The organism is Roseovarius faecimaris (assembly GCF_009762325.1).
Lineage (GTDB): Bacteria > Pseudomonadota > Alphaproteobacteria > Rhodobacterales > Rhodobacteraceae > Roseovarius > Roseovarius faecimaris.
Window position 1 is genome coordinate 1,193,996 of sequence record NZ_CP034348.1, and the last position, 18,566, is coordinate 1,212,561.

Below are 18,566 nucleotides of genomic sequence, written 5' to 3' on the forward strand. Positions count from 1 at the left end.
CGGGCGTCAGAGCTCGCGGGCGATCTTGCGCAGCTCGAACTTCTGGATCTTGCCGGTGGAGGTCTTGGGCAGTTCCTGGAACACCACGGTCTTGGGGCATTTGAACCCGGCGAGTTTTTCGCGGGCAAAGCCGATGATTTCGGCGTCGGTTGCCTCTTTCCCGTCCTTCAGTTCGACAAAGGCGCAGGGGGTTTCGCCCCATTTGTCATCGGGGCGGGCCACCACGGCGCACAGCAGGACGGCGGGGTGTTTCATCAGCACGCCTTCGATCTCGACCGAGGAGATGTTTTCACCGCCCGAGATAATGATGTCCTTGGCGCGGTCGGCGATCTTGAGATAGCCGTCCTCGTGCTGAAACGCGATATCGCCGGAGTGGAAATAGCCGCCCCTGAACGCCTCGGCGGTGGCCTCGGGGTTTTTCAGATAGCCTTTCATCACCGTGTTGGCGCGGATCATGATCTCGCCCTGGGTGCTGGCATCCATCGGGATCTGTTCCATCGTGTCGGGATCCATCGCGGTGATATGCTCGGCCATGCTCATCTCGACGCCGGTGCGGGCCTTGATGGCATAGCGGTCCTCGTCGGGCAGCTCGTCCCATTCGGGTTTCCAGATGCATTCGGTGACGTGGCCGTAGGTTTCGGTCAGGCCATAGACCTGGCAGACATTGAAGCCCAGCGGCTCGATCGCGGCGAGCGTGGCGGCCGGGGGCGGGGCGCCCGCGGTGAACGCCTGCACGATATGGTCGAAGGGGCGGCGTTCGTGGTCCTTGGCGTTGACGACCATGTTCAGCACGATGGGTGCTGCGCCCATATGGGTGACGCCCTCATCGGCGATGGCGTTGTAGATGGCCGCCGGGGTGATGTCACGGCAGCACACGACCGTGCCGCCCAGCATCGGCATCATCCAGGTGTGGTTCCAGTTGTTGCAGTGAAACAGCGGCACGATGGTCAGGTAACGCGCGTCGCGCGGCACGTTCCAGTCGATGGCCGTGCCCATCGTCATCAGATACGCGCCGCGGTGGTGATAGACCACGCCCTTGGGCCGCCCGGTGGTGCCGGAGGTGTAGTTGAGCGCGAGGCTCTCCCATTCGTCCTCGGGCATGATCCATTCGAAATCCGGGTCACCCGTGGCCAGCAGGTCCTCGTATTCCATATAGTCGCTGTCGGCATAGACCCCGGCATGCACATCCGCCACTTCGATGATGATGGGGGCGGGCCCCTCCATCATCTCGAGGGCCTCGGCCACCACGGGCAGGAATTGCGGGTCCACCAGCGCGACCTTGGCCTCGCCGTGATCGAAGATATAGGCGATGGTGTCGGGCTCGAGCCGGGTGTTGATCGCGTTCAGGACAGCGCCGCAGGCGGGCACGCCGAAATGCGCCTCGGCATGGGCCGGGATGTTGGGCAGGATGGTCGAGACCACATCGCCCGGCGCCACGCCCAGTTTGGTCAGAGCCGAGGCAAGGCGGGTGACACGCTCGTGATACTCGGCATAGGTCCGGCGGGTGGGGCCATAGACCAGGGCCTCCTGATGCGTGAAAAGCCGGACCGCACGGCGCAAATGGCTGAGCGGTGTCAGCGGCACGAAATTTGCGGCGGTCTTGTCGAGCCCGGTTTCGTCTTTCATCCAGCCCATTGGGGTCTCCCTGATTCCCTCGGATTTCAATCCGGGAGACAATATTGAGAATGTGCGCGTAATCAAATGCTAAATGTCGGACATTAAGGGCGTGCCGACAAAGACAAAGCCGTTGAGCCGCAGGCGGCGGAGGCATAGCCTGAGCGCATGATCATCAGCCCCGGACGCAACTATATCTTTGTGCATATCCCCAAGACGGGCGGGACGTCGCTGTCGCTGGCGCTGGAGGGGCGGGCGAGGAAGGATGACATCCTGATCGGGGACACGCCCAAGGCACGCAGACGCAAGGGCCGGCTGAAGGGCGCGCAGGCGGCGGGGCGGCTGTGGAAACATGCGACGCTGGCGGATATCGAGGGGCTGGTGAGCGCGGAGTTCATTGCCGGGGCCTTTACCGTCACCCTGGTGCGCAACCCGTGGGACCGGATGGTGAGCCTGTATCACTGGCTGCAGGATCAGAGCTTTGCCCATCCGATGGTGGCACGCGCGCAGGAGCTGGGGTTCAGGCCTTTTCTCGATCATCCCGATACGCGCCGGGCCATCGCGGCGAGCCCCTATGCCAGCTATATGCGCGATGCGGGCGGGCATGAGCGGGCCAGTCTTTATATCCGGCTGGAGCGGTTCGAGGCGGATGCGGCCCCGCTCTGGCGTCATCTGGGGTTTGAGCTGGCGCTGCCGCATGAAAACGCATCGCGGCGCGCGCGCGCCTATCAGGACTATTACGACAGTGATTCGCGTGACTGGGTGGCCGAGCTCTGTGCAGAGGACATCGCGCGGTTCAAATACCGTTTTTCGGGATAATTATCCCAAGTTTTCATGACAATCGCGATTGTGGCAGTGGATTGGCGCCTGCATGGCGACAATGCCCTATTTGCGCCCCGATCTAGCCAAAGGCCCGTCTCAGCCATGCGGTCATATTAATCATGTTGCCAAATGACGACTGGCCTGGGGGCCGTCGAGAGACGAGGAAAAGAACATGCTGGGATGGATGTCTGCCGAAAACAGGGGCGCACAGCGCATAATGGAGCCGACCGGCGCCTATGATGGCGGAGCGGTCGGGGCCCGCTCGGGGCTGATGACCGGGACCCGCGTTGCCACCGCTCTGGGCTGGCGCGCGGTCGAAGCGGTGTCGGAGGGCGATCTTGTCCTGACTTTTGACGCCGGGCTGCAACGGGTGACCAAGATCACGCGTCAGGCGATATGGAACGGGGCCGGGTCGTGCCCGCAGCGGTTCTGGCCGCTGCATGTGCCCGCCGGGGCGCTGGGCAATCGCGGCGATCTGCACCTCATGCCCGAGCAATATGTGATGGTTGAGAGCGATGCGGGCGAGGAGCTGTTTGGCGATCCGTTCTCGCTGATCATGGCGCATGTGCTGGAAGGGATGAATGGCATCGAGGCCATCCGGCCCGACCATGGGCTCAAGGATGGGCCCGAAGCGATCGTGCTGCATTTCGAGACCGACCAGGTGATTTTCGCTGAAAGCGGTGTGCTGTTTTACTGCCCTTCGGCCTGCGGGCTGCTGGACCAGGCGGTGAGCGCCCATGTGGGTGCGCCGTACAAGGCGCTCCGGCAGGAGGATGCGGATGTGCTGGTCATGTGCATCGAGAGCGAGAAGGCGGCGAGCCGCCTGTGGGCGGATACCACCTTGCCTGCTGCCAGTTACGCGGTGGCCTGAGGCCGGGTTTTCCTGAGATCAGCGGCACGGCCTTGAGCGGCATTGGGAGAGGTTTCTCAAGGTTTATCGACTGCTGAACAAGACACGCGCGCTTCGACCGAAGCGCGCGTGTCGCGTTTTGGGATCCCTTGGGGTGCGTGTGAACACGCACCCTACGGCATGGATCAGGCGGCCTTCGCCTCGCCGCCGAAGCGGGCGTAGAAGCTGTCGCCTTCGTCGGCCATCTCGCGCAGCAGTGCGGGCGTGGCGAAGCGGGGCCCGTGGGCCGCGGCCAGTTGGTCACAGCGTTCGGCGGCATAGGGCGTGCCGATGATGTCGAGCCACGAGAAGGGCCCGCCGGACCAGGGCGCAAAGCCCCAGGCCAGGATCGCGCCGACATCGCCTTCGCGGATGTCTTCCAGCACGTTTTCCTCCAGCGCGCGCACGGCCTCCAGCACCTGAGCGAACATCAGGCGGTGTTGCACCTCGGTGAGGTCAGGCTGCGCCTCGGCGCGGGGGTATTGCGCCTCGAGCCCGTCCCAGTAGCCCAGGCGCTTGCCGTTTTCGTCATAGTCGAAGAACCCGGCCTTGGATTTGCGGCCCAGGCGGCCCAGACCTTCCATCCAGAAGATCACCTCGTCTACGGCGGCATCGGGGTATGCGTCGCCCATCGCGGCCTTGGTGGCGCGGGCGATCTTGGCACCGAGGTCGATGGAGGTCTCATCCACCAGTTGCAGCGGCCCGACAGGGAAGCCCAATTGCCGCGCGGCATTGTCGATCAGGGCAGGGGCCACGCCCTCGGCCACCATACGCAGACCCTCGTTGATGTAGGGGATGATGCAGCGGTTGCAGTAGAAGAAGCGCGCATCATTGACCACGATCGGTGTCTTGCGGATCTGCCGGACGTAATCCAGCGCCTTGGCGACGGCCACGGGGCCGGTTTTCTCGCCCTTGATGATCTCGACCAGCATCATCTTCTCGACCGGCGAGAAGAAGTGAATGCCGATGAATTGTTCGGGCTTGTCAGACGCCTTGGCCAGTTCCGAGATCGGCAGGGTGGAGGTGTTGGTGGCGAAGATGCAGTCAGGGCCGACATGTTTCAGCACGTTCTGCGTGACCTCGGCCTTCACACCGGGGTCTTCGAACACGGCCTCGATGATCAGGTCACAGCCTTCAAGCGCGGCATAATCCGTCGTGGCGGTGATGCGGGCCAGCGTGGCCTCTTTCTTTTCTTCGGTGGCTTTCTTGCGCTTGATGCCCTTGTCCATGTAGTCGGCGGTGTAGGATTTGCCCTTGTCGGCCGCTTCCTGTTTCTGGTCGATCAGGACGACCTCCATGCCCGCCATGGCCGAGACGAGGGCAATGCCCGCGCCCATCATGCCGGCACCCATGACACCGACCTTTTTGACCGTCTGGTCGGGGACTTGCGGTCTATTCGCGCCTTTTTCCAGCGCTTCCTTGTTGATGAAGAGGCTGCGGATCATGGCGGAGCTGCTGGGGTTCATCAGCACGTTGGTGAACCAGCGGGCCTCGATCTTGAGGGCTGTGTCGAAGGGGACAAGCGCGCCTTCATAGACGGCCGAGAGCAGCGCCTTGGCCGCAGGGAACGCGCCTTGCGTCTTGCCGTTGACCATGGCCGAGGCGCCCACGAAGGTCATGAAGCCTGCGGGGTGATAAGGCGCGCCGCCGGGGATCTTGTAACCCTTCTCGTCCCAGGGTTTGACGAATTTCGGCTCGCTCAGGATCCATTCCTTGGCTTTGGAAAGCAGTTCATCCGCGGGCACAACCTCGTCGATCAGACCGCCAGCCATGGCTTTCTTGGGGTCACTCAGCTTGCCTTCGAGCAGGAAGGGCGAGGCGCCCATGGCGCCCAGCTTGCGGGTCAGCCGCGCGGTGCCGCCCATGCCGGGGAAGATGCCGACCATGATCTCGGGCAGGCCGATCTTGGCCTTGGGGTTGTCGGCGGCGATGATGCGGTGGCAGGCGAGAGGGATTTCGAGGCCAATGCCAAGCGCGGTGCCGGGCAGGGCGGCGACGATGGGCTTGCCGCCCTTGTTCTTGTCGTCCATCCCGCCGCGTTCGATCTTGCGCAGGATGGCGTGGGTGGCCATGAGCCCGTCCATCAGGCCCTTGGCGGGATTGTCGCCTGCGGCCTCTTTCATCTTGGCGATGATGTTGAGGTCCATGCCTCCGGCAAACGACCCCTCCTTGCCCGACGTGATAATCACGCCCTTGATGGCATCATCCGCCAGCGCCTGATCGATCAGCGCGTCAAGGTCGAGGAACCCTTGCTGGTTCATCACGTTCATGGATTTGCCGACCGTGTCCCAGGTGATGGTGGCCACGCCGTCAGCGTCGGTTTTCATTGTAAAGTCAGTCATTTGTCTTCTCCCGAATAGGGGGTTCCGTCCTTGTGGGTAAAGGCGAAGCCCTCTGGATTCATGTCTATTTTCATGTCGATGTCGCTGTACCAGCCGGTCTCGGTTGGGGTGCGGGTGCCGATGACGAGAAACCGCGCCTCAGCGTCCGATTGGTTGACGAAATGGTGCCCGTTCGGGCGGCCCGCCGGGAAGGCGGCGCAGTCGCCCACGGTCATTTCCGTTTCGCCATCGTCGTCGATGAGGGTGCAGGTGCCTTTCGTGATCATCACGAACTCGTCCTGTTGCTCGTGCCAGTGGCGCAGCGAGGATTTGGCCCCCGGTTCAAGGATCACCAGATTTGCGCCGAACTGCGTCAGGCCCCCGGCATCGCCCAAACGCAGGGATGCGCGCCCGGCCATCTCCGCATCATGCGGGGCAGGGTAGATGGACCCGGTTTTGACCGGCACGTGTGAGAAGTCGATCTTGCTCATGTCAGGCCTTTCTCGGCGATGTGGCGTTTGATCTCGGCCAGCATCTCGTCGGGCGTGGTGTGCGGGATGCGCACGTGGTCGTAGTAATCGAAGCGCTGACGGTCCATGGCGCTGCCCGGATCGCCGTCGCGTTTGAACACCAGCCGCGTGTCGCGGTGAAAGAGCCGGATCAGCGCCCCATCATGCGCCTCCACCTTTTCGAGCCGGTGCAGGTTCTGGGCCTCTGCCAGAGCATGCACCGCCCGAAACGGGTGGTCGTCACCGATGGGGTGCGTGAAGCCCATGGTTCAGACGCGCTCGATGATCGTGGCGGCCCCCATGCCGGACGCGATGCAGAGCGTGGCAAGGCCCACCTCCTTGTCGGTGCGCTCCAGCTCGTCCAGAAGCGTGCCGATGATGATGGCACCCGTGGCCCCCAGCGGGTGACCCATGGCGATGGAGCCGCCATTGACGTTGACCAGCGCGGGGTCCACATCGAAGGCCTGCTGGAAGCGCAGCACGACCGAGGCGAAGGCCTCGTTCACCTCGAAAAGGTCGATATCGCTGATCTGCATGCCCGCATCCGCGAGGATCTTCTGCGTGGCGGGCACAGGGCCGGTCAGCATGATCGTGGGATCGGTGCCGATCTTGCAGGTCTGGCGGATGCGCGCGCGGGGTTTCAGCCCATAGGCTTTGCCAAACTCTTCGTTACCGATGAGCACACCGGCCGAGCCATCGACGATGCCCGAGGAGTTGCCCGCATGGTGGATGTGGTTGATCTTCTCCAGATGCGGGTATTTCAGCTTGGCCACGGCATCAAAGCCCGGCATCACCTCGCCCATCTGCTGAAACGCCGGGTTCAGCCCGCCGAGCGACTGCATGTCGGTGCCCGGGCGCATGTATTCGTCATAATCCAGAATGGTCAGGTCGTTCTGGTCCTTGACGGGGATGATCGAGCCGTCAAAACGCTTGTCATCCCAGGCCGCCTTGGCGCGTTTCTGGCTTTCCATGGCAAGCTGGTCGGCCTCGTCACGGGTGAAGCCATATTCGGTGGCGATGATATCGGCGCTGATGCCTTGCGGGACGAAATAGGTGTTCATGGCGACCGACGGATCGACGGCAATCGCCGCGCCGTCACTGCCCATGGCCACGCGGCCCATCATCTCGACCCCGCCGGCGATATAGGCCTGGCCCGCGCCGCCCTTGACCTGGTTGGCGGCCAGGTTGACGGCTTCCATGCCCGAGGCACAAAAGCGGTTGATCGCGAGGCCCGGGATGCTCTCATCCAGGTCCGAGGCCAGAACGGCGGTCCGCGCCAGGCAGCCGCCTTGCTCCATCACCTGGGTGACATTGCCCCAGATCACGTCCTCCACGGCGTGACCGTCCAGATTGTTGCGGTTTTTCAGGGCGTTGAGCACCTGGGACGAGAGGCGCACGGCGGTCACCTCATGCAGAGAGCCGTCTTTGCGGCCCTTGCCTCGCGGGGTGCGTACGGCGTCATAGATATAGGCTTCGGTCATAGTGGTCTCCTCGAAGTCAGGCGCGGTCAGCAGGGCTGCCGGGCATCAGGTCATAGGGGTGTTTCCAGCCGGGTGTGGTCTCGATATTCGAAAGCCACCGGTCGATATGGGGCCAGTCGGTGCGGTCGAAACCGAAGGGCTCGGGATAAAACAGGTATCCGCAGCAGCTCAGATCGGCATTGGTCAGGCTGTCGCCCACGATCCAGTCGCGCCCCTCAAGATGGCGGTTGAGCGTGTCATAGGCGGATTTGAGGCGGCCCTGCTGGAAGGCGATCACCTCGGCCGGGCGCTTCTCTTCGGGCAGGAAGTTCATCAAAAAACGCGTCATCCCGGCCTGGCTGGAGAGCTTGTGGTTGTCCCACAGCACCCAGCGGAAAATCTCGTAATTCTCATCGCGGTCGCGGCCGCCGAACTTGCCCGATTTCTCGGTCACATAGGCCTGGATCGCGCCCGATTGGGAGGTGCGGAACGCGCCGTCGATCATCGTGGGCACTTCGCCCATCTCGTTGATATCGTTGCGAAACGCCTCCGTGCGCGTCTCGCCGCCGAAGAAATCGACATAGACCGGCTCCCAATCGAGGCCAGACAGCTCCAGCGCCAGCGCCGCCTTGTAGGCATTGCCGCTCTCGCCCATGCAGTAAAGTTTGATGGTCATCTGTTCCTCCCGGTTTTGCCGTCGGATTTTGAGTATTTGAAGAACAATGAAAGCGGAGTGTGCGCTCTTTCATTGTTCCCGAAATACTCTCGCCGAAGGCATTCAACTCTTTTCACAGCGCCCGTCCGATCAGCTCTTTCATGATTTCGTTGGTGCCGCCATAGATGCGCTGCACCCGCGCGTCGGCCCACATCTCGGCGATGTCATATTCGGCCATGTAGCCATAGCCGCCATGCAGCTGCACACATTCGTCCAGCACCTCGAACTGTGTGTCCGAGAGATAGTATTTGGCCATTGCGGCCTTTTCCACGCTCAGCTCCCCGCGCAGATGCTCGGCGATACATTCGTCGAGGAAGGCGCGGCAGACTTTCGTTCTGGTCAGGCACTCGGCCAGTTTGAACTTGGTGTTCTGAAAGCTCAGGATGGGCGAGCCGAAGGCCTGGCGTTCCTTGGCATAGTCCATCGTGCGCTGCACCCCGCCTTCCATCGCGCCCTGGGCGCCACAGGCGATGACCAGCCGTTCCTGCGGGAGTTGCTCCATCATCTGATAGAAGCCGCGCCCTTCCTCGCCACCGAGGATGTTCTCGGGCGGGATCTCGACATTGTCGAAGAAAAGCTCGGAGGTATCGGCGGCGTGGTTGCCCACCTTTTCCAGGTTGCGCCCGCGGCTGAACCCCTCGGCCCCGTCGGTTTCCACCACGGCGAGAGAGATACCGCGCGCGCCTTCCTTCGGATCGGTCTTGCAGGCCACGACGATCAGGTTGGCGTGCTGGCCGTTGGTGATGAAGGTCTTCTGCCCCGACAGGCGATAGGCGTTGCCGTCGCGCAAAGCCTTGGTCTTCATGCCCTGCAGGTCCGAGCCCGCGCCCGGTTCGGTCATCGCCAGAGCGCCCACCATCTCGCCCGAGACCATCCTGGGCAGCCAGCGCTGTTTTTGCTCCTCCGAGCCGTAGGCGAGGATGTAATGCGCCACGATGCCGGAATGGATCGGGTTGCCCCAGCTGGCCAGATTGGCGCGGCTCTGTTCGATGCAGATCACGGCCTCATGGCCGAAATCGCCGCCCGCCCCGCCATATTCCTCGGGGATCGAGGGGCAGAGCAGGCCCAGCTCGCCGGCCTGGTTCCAGGTCTCGCGGTCCATGATGCCGGCCTTGCGCCAGCGGTCGAAATGCGGGCCCCATTCCTCGGTGATGAACCTGGCGGTCATCTCGGCGAGCATTTCGTGCTCGTCTGTCATCCAGCTTGCCATCTGCGTTACCTCTTGCGCGCGTCCAGTTCGGAGTTGAAGGCGCGCATTTTCTGCATGAACGCGCCTTCATCCATGATGCTGTCGAAGTTCTCGAAGACGAAGGACAATGCCTCGCCCTCGTCCAGCCCGGCCTCATCGGCGAATTTGCGCAACCGGCGATAACCGTCCTCGGTCATCGCGGTGGTGAAGCGGCGGGTCAGACGAAAGCGTTTTGGCATGAATTCCTCCCGTAGGGTGCGTGTTTACACGCACCTTCCCATCAAAAGTGCGCAGCCTCCAGCGACATCACCGGATCGGCCCCGCTTTCGATGCGCTTGAGGTGCATCGCGGTGGCGGGCAGGCGGCGCGCCATGTAGTAGCGGCCGGTCGCCAGCTTGGTCTGGTAGAAATCCGGATCGGTCGTGCCCGCGTCCAGCGCCTCTTGCGCGGCCTTGGCCATTTCGGCCCACATCAGGCCGAGGCAGACATGCCCGAAGAGATGCATGAAGTCATACGACCCCGCCAGCGCGGCGTTGGGGTTTTTCATGCCATTCTGCATGAAGAACATGCCCGCCGCCTGCAGATCCTTGGACGCGGCTTTCAGCGGTTCCAGGAAGTCATCCTTCAGCGCCTCGTTGTCGGCATTGTCCTTGATGAAGTTTTTGACGATGTCGAAGAAGGCCATCACATGCTTGCCGCCATCCTGCGCGAGCTTGCGCCCCACGAGGTCAAGCGCCTGCACGCCGTTGGCGCCTTCGTAGATCATCGCGATCCGGGCGTCGCGGGCGAACTGGGACATGCCCCATTCCTCGATATAGCCATGCCCGCCATAGACCTGCTGGGCCTGGATGGTCATGTCGAAGCCTTCATCGGTGAGGAAGCCCTTGATCACCGGCGTCAGCAGCGACACGAGCCCTTCGGCCGCCTCGTCGCCGCCGCGGTGCGACTGGTCGATCATCTTGGCGCCCCAGAGCAGGAAGGCGCGCGCGCCTTCGACAAAGCTCTTCTGGTCCAGAAGGTTGCGGCGAATGTCCGGGTGCACGATCAGCGGATCGGCGGGGCCGTCGGGGTTCTCGTCGCCGGTGACGGCACGGCCCTGCAGGCGGTCGCGCGCATATTCCAGAGCGTTCTGATAGGCCACTTCGGCCTGCGCCAGACCTTGCATGCCCACGCCGATGCGGGCCTCGTTCATCATGGTGAACATGGCGCGCATGCCCTTGTGCTCTTCGCCCAAGAGCCAGCCCTTGGCGCCGTCATAGTTCATCACGCAGGTGGAGTTGCCGTGGATGCCCATCTTCTCTTCGATCTTGCCACAGCTCACGCCGTTGCGCTCGCCGAGGCTGCCATCGTCATTGACGAGGAACTTCGGCACGATGAAGAGCGACACGCCCTTGATGCCCTCGGGGCCGCCGGGGATCTTGGCCAGCACCAGGTGAATGATGTTCTCGGCCATGTCATGTTCGCCCGCCGAGATGAAGATCTTCTGCCCGGTGACGGCATAGGAGCCGTCGCCCTGTGGTTCGGCCTTGGTGCGCATCAGGCCCAGATCGGTGCCGCAATGCGGCTCGGTCAGGTTCATGGTGCCGGTCCACTGGCAGGAGAACATGTAAGGCAGGTAGGTGGCTTTCTGATCCTCGGTGCCATGCGCGAGGATCGCCGAGGCCGCGCCATGCGTGAGGCCCTGATACATGGTGAAGGCCTGGTTGGCGGCCGAGAACATCTCGCCCACTGCCGTGCCCAGCACATAGGGCATGTTCTGCCCGCCATATTGCTCGGGCAGGTCGAGCGCGGTCCAGCCGCCTTCCTTCATCTGCTCGAACGCGTCCTTGAAGCCCTTGGGCGTGCGCACCACGCCGTTTTCCAGCACGCAGCCCTCTGTGTCTCCCACCACGTTCAGGGGAGCAAGCACTTCGGAGGCGATTTTGCCCGCCTCATCCAGGACGGCGGCGGTGAAATCGGCCTCAAGCTCGTTATAGCCGGGGGTGTCATGGGTGCTGACCTTGAGCACGTCATGCAGGACGAACTGGAGGTCTTTGGTGGGGGCGGTATAGCTGGGCATGGTGGTCTCCCTTGGGTCTTTGCGTATGTGTCAGCCGGCCTTGCGGCGGGTGGTGTTGAAAGAGGCGATCATCTTGCGGCCCCAGGCCATCTGTTCCTTGAGGTCGTCGATGGCGGTGGTCAGCTCGTCGCGCTGGCGCTCCATATCGGCCAGGCGGCGTTCGGCCACGTCATAGGCTGCGGTGATCTGGGTTTGCTGCTGGTCGCCCGCATCGTAGAGATCGAGCAACTGGCGGATTTCTTCGAGCGAAAAGCCAAAGCGCTTGCCCCGCAGGATCAGCTTGAGCCGGGCACGGTCGCGCTTGGTGAAAAGCCGCTTCTGGCCGACCCGGTGCGGAAACAGCAATTCCTTGCTTTCGTAGAACCGCAGGGTGCGCGGCGTCACCTGAAAAGCGTCACACATTTCGCGAATGGTCATTACTTGATCAGCCATGTTGAGCCTCGTACTCATGAATAGGATGAGGCGTAGGTGGACAGTTTCCACTATCGTTACAACAGCCGCGTTGGTTTACGTAGACACAACGCTACGTCACTTTGAAGTTGACGTAAGATCAGCAAAGGTAAACCGGGGGCTGGCGCAAGATTTTAACGGGGAAGAGGGGCTGTTTCCTCCCCGTAGGCCCTGTTTTTAAGGAGATTTGCGGGAATCAGCCAAGGTCATGGCGCAGGTCAGTCGAGGGCCTTCGCGCTTTCGTCGCGGACCTCGCGCAGCTCGGCGATCGAGGTTTCAAGCTGGGCCTTCTGCTTTTCAAGCTCGACCAGCTGATCGTCGGCTTTCTGCACCCAGTCACGCAGCTGCGCCTGCGTGCCTTCCTGTTCGTAGATCAGCAGCCATTGGCGGATGTCCTCCAAGGCAAAGCCCCAGCGGCGCCCGCGCAGGATCAGCGTCATCCGGGCCACTTCCCGCGGCCCGTAAAAGCGCGAGCGGCCTTCGCGCTCGGGGGCCAGAAGCTCGATATACTCGTAATAGCGAAGGGTGCGCGGCGTCACATCGAACTTTGCGCACATTTCCTTGAAGGACAGACGTGAGTCAGACATCTTTTAGGGCTCCCTTCGGTTGAGTTTACCCCATCCTGTGACGAGGGCAACAGGTGGGTTGCGGGTCGGGCGAATTGCGGCACATATAGGGCCAGAACGAACGGAGGCATGTGATGGCCGCGGACAGAAGCAAACAAGTCAGGCAATTCTTCGGCGCGTTGCCGCATGCGAATGCGCTTGGCATGAGCCTGACGGATGTCGGGCCGGGCTGGGCAGAATTCGAGATGGCTTATGACAAAAGGTTCATCGGTGATCCGGAAACCGGCGTGATTCATGGCGGGGCGGTGTCGGCGCTGATGGACACCTGTTGCGGCGCGGCGGTGTCGAGCCACCCCGACAATCCCGGCGCGACCGCCACGATCGACCTGCGCATCGACTATATGCGCCCAGCCACCCCCGGTCAGCGGATCCGGGCGCGGGCCGAGTGCTATCACATCACCCGCTCGGTGGCGTTTGTGCGCGCCCGCGCGATGGATGACGACGACACACGCCCGGTGGCCACGGCCACGGGCACCTTTACCGTGGAGGGCGGCTGACATGGCAAGATCCCGGCCCGAACCCGTACAGGTGGTCAAGCAGCGGCGCGACGCGGCGCTGAAGGCGCTGGTGGAGGGGGTGCCATATGTGCAGTTCCTCGGGATCAGCTTCGACCGGCGCGGCGATGAACTGACCGCGGTGATGCCGTTTGACGAAAAGCTGATCGGCAACCCGATCCTGCCCGCCCTGCACGGCGGGGCGACGGCGGCGTTTCTGGAGGTGACGGCCATTATCGGCCTTAGCTGGGCGACGCTCTGGGACGATATCGAAAGCGGCGCGCTGGAGGCTCCGGGCGAGGGTGATGCGCCGCTGCCGCCCCTGCCCAAAACCGTGGGGTTCACGGTCGATTACCTGCGCTCGGGCCTGCCGCGCGATGCCTATGCGCGGGCCGAAGTCACGCGTTCGGGGCGGCGCTATGCATCGGTACATGTGAGTGCCTGGCAGGACAACCGCGCGCGCCCCTTTGCACAGGCGACGGGGCGGTTCGTGATGCCGCGGCGCGATGGCTGACCTCAGGGGGCCGGTCACGCACGGCCGTGTTCTGAACATTGCCCTGCCAATCGTGCTGGCCAATGTGACGGTGCCGATCCTGGGCGCGGTGGATACCGGCGTGGTGGGCCAGCTGGGCGAGGCCGCGCCGATCGGGGCGGTGGGTATAGGCTCGGTGATCCTGACAGCGCTCTACTGGATTTTCGGCTTTTTGCGCATGGGCACGACGGGCCTCACCGCGCAGGCGCACGGGGCCGGGCAGGCGGGCGAGGTGGCGGCCCTGCTGACCCGCGCGCTGATGATCGCGGGGGCAGGCGGGCTTGCGGTGATCGCGTTGCAGGCCCCGCTGTTCTGGGGGGCGTTCCAGGTGGCCCCGGCCAGTGCCGAGGTGGAAAGCCTCGCCCGCGATTACATGGAAATCCGGATCTGGTCGGCCCCGGCCATCATCGCAACCTTTGGCGTCACCGGCTGGCTGATCGCGCTGGAGCGCACGCGCGCTGTGCTGGCGATCCAGATCTGGATGAACGGGCTCAATGTGGTGCTGGACCTGTGGTTCGTGCTGGGGCTGGGCTGGGGGGTGGAGGGCGTGGCCTGGGCCACGTTCCTGGCGGAATGGAGCGGGCTGTGTCTGGGGCTGTGGCTCTGCCGTGTGGCTTTGCGGCACTCTGCGTCGCGGGATTGGCCACGGGTGTTCGACCGCGGCGCGGTGATCAATATGGCGACGGTCAACAGCCACATCCTCCAACGCTCTCTGATGCTGGAGGGGATTGTCGTGTCGTTCCTCTTTCTCGGGGCGCGGTTCGGCGATGTGACCCTGGCGGCCAATCAGGTGCTGCTGCAATTCCTGCATATCACCGCCTATGCGCTGGATGGGTTCGCCTTTGCCGCCGAGGCGCTGGTGGGCCAGGCGATGGGCGCGCGCAACCGGGCGCGGCTGCGGCGCTCGGCCTGGATGTCGAGCCAATGGGCCGGGGCGATCTGTCTTGCGATGGCGGCGGCCTTCTGGTTTGGCGGCGGCGCGATCATCGACCTGATGGCCAAGGCCGAGGCGGTGCAGGAGGAGGCGCGCGCCTATCTTGTGTGGATGGCGCTCGCGCCGGTCATCGGCGTTGTGCCCTGGATGCTCGACGGGGTGTTCATCGGCGCCACCCGCACCCGTGACATGCGCGACATGATGGTGATCAGCCTGATCGTCTACATCATCGCCGTCCTCGTGCTCGTCCCCGTGTTTGACAATCACGGCCTGTGGATCGCGCTGCTGATCAGCTATGCGGCGCGGGGGCTGACCCTCTGGTCCCGCTACGGCGCGCTGGAGGCCGCCGCCGTCCCGCGCCTCTGATCGCTTTCATTGTTCCAAAAATACTCCCGCCGGAGGCCATATACTCTTCTGGCTCAGTCCGTCGTGCGCAGGCGCGACATCTGCACGAAAAACACCACCAGGAGCGGCACGATCACCGTCACCCCCGCCACGGTCAGCAGCAGGTGCCCGAGCTGGGTGTAATCGGCCGGTGTGGTGATCACGTCATCCGCGCGCACCTCGCGGGTCACGATAAAGACCTCGTTGAGATATTTGGTGCTGAGCGCCGAGGCCGAGAGCGCGAGATTGGTGAAGGACGCCATGACGGCAAAAAAGGTCGCCTTGAGATCGACAGGCGCGTTGCGGGCGATCCAGGCCAGCATCGGGATCATCGCGATCTGGCCCAGCGGGCTTTCCACCGCCGTGTCCAGGATGGCGATGAAGCGCGCGTCGACCACGCCACCCGTCATCGCGGCGGTCCAGTGATGAATGCCGTAGTAAAGCCCGATATTGGGCAGGCTCAGCAGGCCCGCCGCCACGGTCAGCAGCACGATGATCGTGGCAATGGGCCGGTGCGCGATCAGCGGGCGCAACAGCAGCATCCCCGCGAGTGTCAGGACCGAGGTGATCAGCGACAGCACCGACAGGAACTGCTGATCGAATTTCAGCACGTCGATATTGAACCAGGTCAGCCCGTCGCCCACGCCGGGGGTCGCGCGAAAGACGAAGATGATCAGCGCGGTGCCCACCAGCATCCGCGCCTGCGCCTCTGGCAGACGCGCAATAAGCTGGCGCATCAGGAACAGCACGATCGCCATCGATCCGGCAAAGATGATTTCCTGCCCATAGGGCACGCCGGTCAGGCCAACGGTCAGCGTCAGTGCCACGAAAAGCCCGCCGCCGATGAAATACCACGGGTTCGGCTTGGTGGCGGGGGCCTCCTCGAAACCGGGGATTGCGTCGGGATCCAGACCCTTGGCGCGCAGGGCGCGGCGCTGGCGCAGGGCCATGAACCCGCCCAGCCAGACGCCCGAGACCGAGATCACCGGGATGATCAGCGCAAGCCCGTAAATGCGGGCGTAGATCTGTGCCTTGTCCTCCTGCGGCAGCGCCTCGATGCCGGAAAACTGCCAGATATTGATCAGCGCCACGGCCACGGTGCCGCTGATCAGCGCGAAGCGGCCCAGCGTCTGCATGGTGGTGTGCATGTTCTTGATGTCGTCCTCGGGAATGGCGCGCCCGTGTTCATCATGGACGGGCACGGCCTCGATCGACATGGCGTCGGCCACGGCATCCTGCAGGACAAGGCCGCAGGGGGCGAGAATATAGGACAGGATATACCAGCTGCCGATGGGCATGACCGCCTGCATGGCGTCGGTCCGGGTCAGCACCAGATACATGATCGCGATGCTTGTGGCCACCAGCCCCGCGCCGAGATAGATCAGCAGCGACTTCCAGCGCCAGATGATATCCACCAGATGCCCCAGGGGCATTTTCAGCGCCCAGGGCAGCCCTGCCCAGAACACCAGCCCCGCGATATAAGCCGCCGAAAAGTCGAGATATTCCTTGACGAAGAACGTGCCGACAATGGCGGTGACGGTCGAGCAGCCGAATGCGAAATAGACCATGAGCGGCGGCAGGAAGGACCAGCGCATCTGATGCACCAGGTCAACGACGATGGCGTCATAGGCACGGGAGAGGACGGAAGCTTGGCGCATGCAGGTCCGGATCTGGTGTCAGCTCAGCAGGATATAATCGGCATTGGCGCGTTGGTCCAATGTCCTGACGAGGATGTGAGCGGGTTCAGAGGATATCGAGCACCGCTTCGGGCGGGCGGCCAATGGCGGCTTTGCCATCCTTCAGAACAATCGGACGCTCGATCAGCTTGGGCGCCTGCGCCATGGCCTTCAGAAGCGTCTCCTCGGGGTCGGTCTTGCTCAGGCCCAGATCCTTGAACGGGGCCTCCTGCGGGCGCATCATGGCGATGGCGGGCAGGCCCAGGGCGGTTTGCGCGGCGCGCAACTCGGCCTCGTCGGGCGGATCCTCCAGATAGAGCCGCACCACGGGGTCATGCCCCTCGCGTTTGAGCAGGTCGAGGGTTTGCCGCGATTTGGAGCAGCGCGGGTTGTGCCAGATGATCAGGCTCATAGCCAATCCTCCCGTTTGGTGCCGACCGCCTCGGCCACGCAGGTGTATCCGTCACGGGCCAGCAGCGCGTCAAGGCCGTGAGCAATCTCGGCGGCGAGCGACAGGCCGCGATAGACCAGCGCCGAATAAAGCTGCACGGCGGAAGCCCCGGCGCGGATCTTGGCATAGGCGTCCTCGGCCGAGGCGATGCCGCCGACGCCGATCAGGGGCATGTCGCCCCCGGTGAGGTGCGACAGCTTGGCCAGCACGCGGGTGGAGCGCTCAAAAAGCGGCGCGCCGGAGAGGCCGCCGGCCTCATTGCTCGCCGGGCTTTTCAGCCCGTCTCGCGACAGCGTGGTGTTGGTGGCGATGATGCCCGAGAGGCAGGAGGCGCGGGCGACATCGGCAATCTCGGAAAGCTCGGCATCGCTGAGGTCGGGCGCGATCTTGAGGAAAACGGGGATGGGGTTGGGCAGCCAGTCACGCGCCTCCATGACACCGGCGAGCAGGCCCGAGAGCGCCTCGGCCCCTTGCAGATCGCGCAGCTTTTCGGTGTTGGGAGAGGACACGTTCACGGTGGCGAAGTCGAGGTGGCGCCCGCAATGGGCCAGCACACGGGCGAAATCCTCGGCCCGGTCGGCGCTGTCCTTGTTGGCGCCGAGATTGAGGCCGATCACGGCGTCGCGCGGGCGCGAAGCAAGGCGCTGGGCGGCGGCTTCCATGCCGTCGTTGTTGAAGCCGAAGCGGTTGATGACGGCGCGGTCCTTGGAGAGGCGAAAGAGCCGCGGGCGCGGGTTGCCGGGCTGGGCGCGGGGAGTGACCGCGCCCACCTCGACAAAGCCGAACCCGGCACGAGAGAGAGGGCGGAGCGCCTCGGCGTTCTTGTCAAAGCCCGCGGCCAGGCCCACAGGGTTGGGCAGGTGTAGTCCGGCCAGTTCGGTGCGCAGGCGCGCAGAGGTGACAAGGCCGGGCAGGGGCACGGCGCCGAGGCGCAGCGCCCTGAGGGCGAGGCCGTGGGCGGTTTCGGGATCAACCCGGTGCAGAAGGCCGAGGCCCAGTTTTTCCAGCGCCCGCATGCGGCTTACCCGAGCCCGGGCGGGAACTGGTGATGGCCATCGACCAGCGGAAGGGGCTGTGCCCAGGCCACATCGGAGAGTTGAAGGGCGCGGTAGAGATGCGGAAACAGCGCGCCGCCGCGGGAGGGCTCCCATTTGAGCGCATCGCCCAGCCGCTCGGTTTCGACCGCGACGAGCATCAGCCCGTCGGCCCCGGCGAAGTGTTTGGCGGCGGTCTCGGGCGCCTGCTCGAGCGTTGAGAAGTGGACATAGCCATCAGCCAGGTCCACCGGCGCGCCAGACGTTTCGCCCTCGGCGCGCAGGTCTGCCCATTCGGGGGCGCGGAATATCTTGTAGATCAGCATGGACGCGTGATGCCTTGCCGCCGGGGCGCGGTCAAGCACGAAGGTTTTGACAGGAATCGGAACACAGGCCAGTCTGGTGGA

At 63.8% G+C, this 18,566-nt stretch carries 20 protein-coding genes; 5 read left to right on the plus strand and 15 right to left on the minus strand.

Annotated elements, in window-relative coordinates:
* Window positions 1-6: 6 nt before the first annotated feature.
* Window positions 7-1,635: an AMP-binding protein gene (locus EI983_RS06300; protein WP_157706533.1), complete on the minus strand. Its 1,629-nt coding sequence runs from the start codon at window positions 1,633-1,635 to the stop codon at window positions 7-9.
* Between the two features lie 147 nt (window positions 1,636-1,782).
* Here EI983_RS06300 and EI983_RS06305 point away from each other — a divergent pair, with 147 nt between their 5' ends.
* A complete protein-coding gene (locus EI983_RS06305) occupies window positions 1,783-2,433 on the plus strand; it encodes a sulfotransferase family 2 domain-containing protein (protein ID WP_157706534.1) in 651 nt (216 codons plus the stop codon).
* Window positions 2,434-2,608: 175 nt separating this feature from the next.
* On the plus strand, window positions 2,609-3,307 hold the full coding sequence (locus EI983_RS06310) for a Hint domain-containing protein (protein ID WP_157706535.1): 699 nt from the start codon (window positions 2,609-2,611) through the stop codon (window positions 3,305-3,307).
* Between the two features lie 164 nt (window positions 3,308-3,471).
* Here the strand turns inward: EI983_RS06310 and EI983_RS06315 are convergent, their stop codons facing one another.
* The 10 genes from EI983_RS06315 to EI983_RS06360 form a co-directional block, all read right to left on the minus strand.
* Window positions 3,472-5,667 carry a 3-hydroxyacyl-CoA dehydrogenase NAD-binding domain-containing protein gene (locus EI983_RS06315; RefSeq protein WP_157706536.1) on the minus strand — a complete coding sequence of 732 codons (2,196 nt, stop codon included), beginning with the start codon at window positions 5,665-5,667 and terminating at the stop codon, window positions 3,472-3,474.
* Window positions 5,664-6,137 carry a cupin domain-containing protein gene (locus tag EI983_RS06320; RefSeq protein WP_157706537.1) on the minus strand — a complete coding sequence of 158 codons (474 nt, stop codon included), beginning with the start codon at window positions 6,135-6,137 and terminating at the stop codon, window positions 5,664-5,666. The genes EI983_RS06315 and EI983_RS06320 overlap by 4 nt, the downstream gene beginning before the upstream one ends.
* Complete coding sequence (locus tag EI983_RS06325) at window positions 6,134-6,421, minus strand: hypothetical protein (protein WP_157706538.1); 288 nt, start codon at window positions 6,419-6,421, stop codon at window positions 6,134-6,136. The genes EI983_RS06320 and EI983_RS06325 overlap by 4 nt, the downstream gene beginning before the upstream one ends.
* A gap of 3 nt (window positions 6,422-6,424) precedes the next feature.
* Window positions 6,425-7,636 carry an acetyl-CoA C-acetyltransferase gene (locus tag EI983_RS06330; RefSeq protein WP_157706539.1) on the minus strand — a complete coding sequence of 404 codons (1,212 nt, stop codon included), beginning with the start codon at window positions 7,634-7,636 and terminating at the stop codon, window positions 6,425-6,427.
* Window positions 7,637-7,652: 16 nt separating this feature from the next.
* Entirely contained in the window at window positions 7,653-8,291 is a 639-nt protein-coding gene (locus tag EI983_RS06335; RefSeq protein WP_157706540.1) for a glutathione S-transferase family protein, read from the minus strand.
* A gap of 112 nt (window positions 8,292-8,403) precedes the next feature.
* Window positions 8,404-9,540: an acyl-CoA dehydrogenase family protein gene (locus EI983_RS06340; protein ID WP_157706541.1), complete on the minus strand. Its 1,137-nt coding sequence runs from the start codon at window positions 9,538-9,540 to the stop codon at window positions 8,404-8,406.
* Window positions 9,541-9,545: 5 nt separating this feature from the next.
* Window positions 9,546-9,758 (minus strand): hypothetical protein, encoded by a 213-nt coding sequence (locus EI983_RS06345; RefSeq protein WP_157706542.1) that lies wholly within the window; start codon window positions 9,756-9,758, stop codon window positions 9,546-9,548.
* A gap of 41 nt (window positions 9,759-9,799) precedes the next feature.
* A complete protein-coding gene (locus EI983_RS06350) occupies window positions 9,800-11,578 on the minus strand; it encodes an acyl-CoA dehydrogenase C-terminal domain-containing protein (RefSeq protein WP_157706543.1) in 1,779 nt (592 codons plus the stop codon).
* 30 nt (window positions 11,579-11,608) lie between these two features.
* Window positions 11,609-12,010: a MerR family transcriptional regulator gene (locus tag EI983_RS06355; protein ID WP_157706544.1), complete on the minus strand. Its 402-nt coding sequence runs from the start codon at window positions 12,008-12,010 to the stop codon at window positions 11,609-11,611.
* A 236-nt stretch (window positions 12,011-12,246) separates the two neighbouring features.
* Window positions 12,247-12,615, minus strand: a complete 369-nt coding sequence (locus tag EI983_RS06360; RefSeq protein WP_157706545.1) for a MerR family transcriptional regulator — start codon at window positions 12,613-12,615, stop codon at window positions 12,247-12,249.
* 113 nt (window positions 12,616-12,728) lie between these two features.
* Between EI983_RS06360 and EI983_RS06365 the strand changes: the two genes are divergently transcribed.
* From EI983_RS06365 to EI983_RS06375, 3 genes are read left to right on the plus strand one after another with little or no spacing between them, the layout of a single operon-like run.
* On the plus strand, window positions 12,729-13,151 hold the full coding sequence (locus EI983_RS06365; protein WP_157706546.1) for a PaaI family thioesterase: 423 nt from the start codon (window positions 12,729-12,731) through the stop codon (window positions 13,149-13,151).
* Window position 13,152: 1 nt separating this feature from the next.
* Window positions 13,153-13,662, plus strand: a complete 510-nt coding sequence (locus EI983_RS06370; protein WP_157706547.1) for a PaaI family thioesterase — start codon at window positions 13,153-13,155, stop codon at window positions 13,660-13,662.
* Entirely contained in the window at window positions 13,655-14,980 is a 1,326-nt protein-coding gene (locus EI983_RS06375) for an MATE family efflux transporter (RefSeq protein WP_157706548.1), read from the plus strand. Before EI983_RS06370 ends, EI983_RS06375 begins: the two co-directional genes overlap by 8 nt.
* A 53-nt stretch (window positions 14,981-15,033) precedes the next feature.
* Here the strand turns inward: EI983_RS06375 and EI983_RS06380 are convergent, their stop codons facing one another.
* The 4 genes from EI983_RS06380 to EI983_RS06395 all read right to left on the minus strand — a co-directional run bounded on the left by EI983_RS06380 (window position 15,034) and on the right by EI983_RS06395 (window position 18,485).
* Complete coding sequence (locus EI983_RS06380) at window positions 15,034-16,656, minus strand: MFS transporter (RefSeq protein WP_157706549.1); 1,623 nt, start codon at window positions 16,654-16,656, stop codon at window positions 15,034-15,036.
* Window positions 16,657-16,741: 85 nt separating this feature from the next.
* Complete coding sequence (gene arsC / locus EI983_RS06385) at window positions 16,742-17,086, minus strand: arsenate reductase (glutaredoxin) (RefSeq protein WP_157706550.1); 345 nt, start codon at window positions 17,084-17,086, stop codon at window positions 16,742-16,744.
* Window positions 17,083-18,141 (minus strand): quinone-dependent dihydroorotate dehydrogenase, encoded by a 1,059-nt coding sequence (locus EI983_RS06390; RefSeq protein WP_157706551.1) that lies wholly within the window; start codon window positions 18,139-18,141, stop codon window positions 17,083-17,085. The genes arsC and EI983_RS06390 overlap by 4 nt, the downstream gene beginning before the upstream one ends.
* Before the next feature lie 5 nt (window positions 18,142-18,146).
* Entirely contained in the window at window positions 18,147-18,485 is a 339-nt protein-coding gene (locus tag EI983_RS06395; RefSeq protein WP_157706552.1) for a DUF952 domain-containing protein, read from the minus strand.
* Window positions 18,486-18,566 lie beyond the last annotated feature (81 nt).

Coding starts and splice junctions, on each gene's coding strand:
- EI983_RS06340 (WP_157706541.1), bottom strand. CDS start 9,540: ATGGCAAGCTGGATGACAGACGAGCACGAAATGCTCGCCGAGATGACC.
- EI983_RS06365 (WP_157706546.1), top strand. CDS start 12,729: ATGGCCGCGGACAGAAGCAAACAAGTCAGGCAATTCTTCGGCGCGTTG.
- EI983_RS06360 (WP_157706545.1), bottom strand. CDS start 12,615: ATGTCTGACTCACGTCTGTCCTTCAAGGAAATGTGCGCAAAGTTCGAT.
- EI983_RS06345 (WP_157706542.1), bottom strand. CDS start 9,758: ATGCCAAAACGCTTTCGTCTGACCCGCCGCTTCACCACCGCGATGACC.
- EI983_RS06390 (WP_157706551.1), bottom strand. CDS start 18,141: ATGCGGGCGCTGGAAAAACTGGGCCTCGGCCTTCTGCACCGGGTTGAT.
- EI983_RS06325 (WP_157706538.1), bottom strand. CDS start 6,421: ATGGGCTTCACGCACCCCATCGGTGACGACCACCCGTTTCGGGCGGTG.
- EI983_RS06375 (WP_157706548.1), top strand. CDS start 13,655: ATGGCTGACCTCAGGGGGCCGGTCACGCACGGCCGTGTTCTGAACATT.
- EI983_RS06310 (WP_157706535.1), top strand. CDS start 2,609: ATGCTGGGATGGATGTCTGCCGAAAACAGGGGCGCACAGCGCATAATG.
- EI983_RS06395 (WP_157706552.1), bottom strand. CDS start 18,485: ATGCTGATCTACAAGATATTCCGCGCCCCCGAATGGGCAGACCTGCGC.
- EI983_RS06370 (WP_157706547.1), top strand. CDS start 13,153: ATGGCAAGATCCCGGCCCGAACCCGTACAGGTGGTCAAGCAGCGGCGC.
- EI983_RS06320 (WP_157706537.1), bottom strand. CDS start 6,137: ATGAGCAAGATCGACTTCTCACACGTGCCGGTCAAAACCGGGTCCATC.
- EI983_RS06305 (WP_157706534.1), top strand. CDS start 1,783: ATGATCATCAGCCCCGGACGCAACTATATCTTTGTGCATATCCCCAAG.
- EI983_RS06330 (WP_157706539.1), bottom strand. CDS start 7,636: ATGACCGAAGCCTATATCTATGACGCCGTACGCACCCCGCGAGGCAAG.
- arsC (WP_157706550.1), bottom strand. CDS start 17,086: ATGAGCCTGATCATCTGGCACAACCCGCGCTGCTCCAAATCGCGGCAA.
- EI983_RS06300 (WP_157706533.1), bottom strand. CDS start 1,635: ATGGGCTGGATGAAAGACGAAACCGGGCTCGACAAGACCGCCGCAAAT.
- EI983_RS06335 (WP_157706540.1), bottom strand. CDS start 8,291: ATGACCATCAAACTTTACTGCATGGGCGAGAGCGGCAATGCCTACAAG.
- EI983_RS06380 (WP_157706549.1), bottom strand. CDS start 16,656: ATGCGCCAAGCTTCCGTCCTCTCCCGTGCCTATGACGCCATCGTCGTT.
- EI983_RS06355 (WP_157706544.1), bottom strand. CDS start 12,010: ATGGCTGATCAAGTAATGACCATTCGCGAAATGTGTGACGCTTTTCAG.
- EI983_RS06315 (WP_157706536.1), bottom strand. CDS start 5,667: ATGACTGACTTTACAATGAAAACCGACGCTGACGGCGTGGCCACCATC.
- EI983_RS06350 (WP_157706543.1), bottom strand. CDS start 11,578: ATGCCCAGCTATACCGCCCCCACCAAAGACCTCCAGTTCGTCCTGCAT.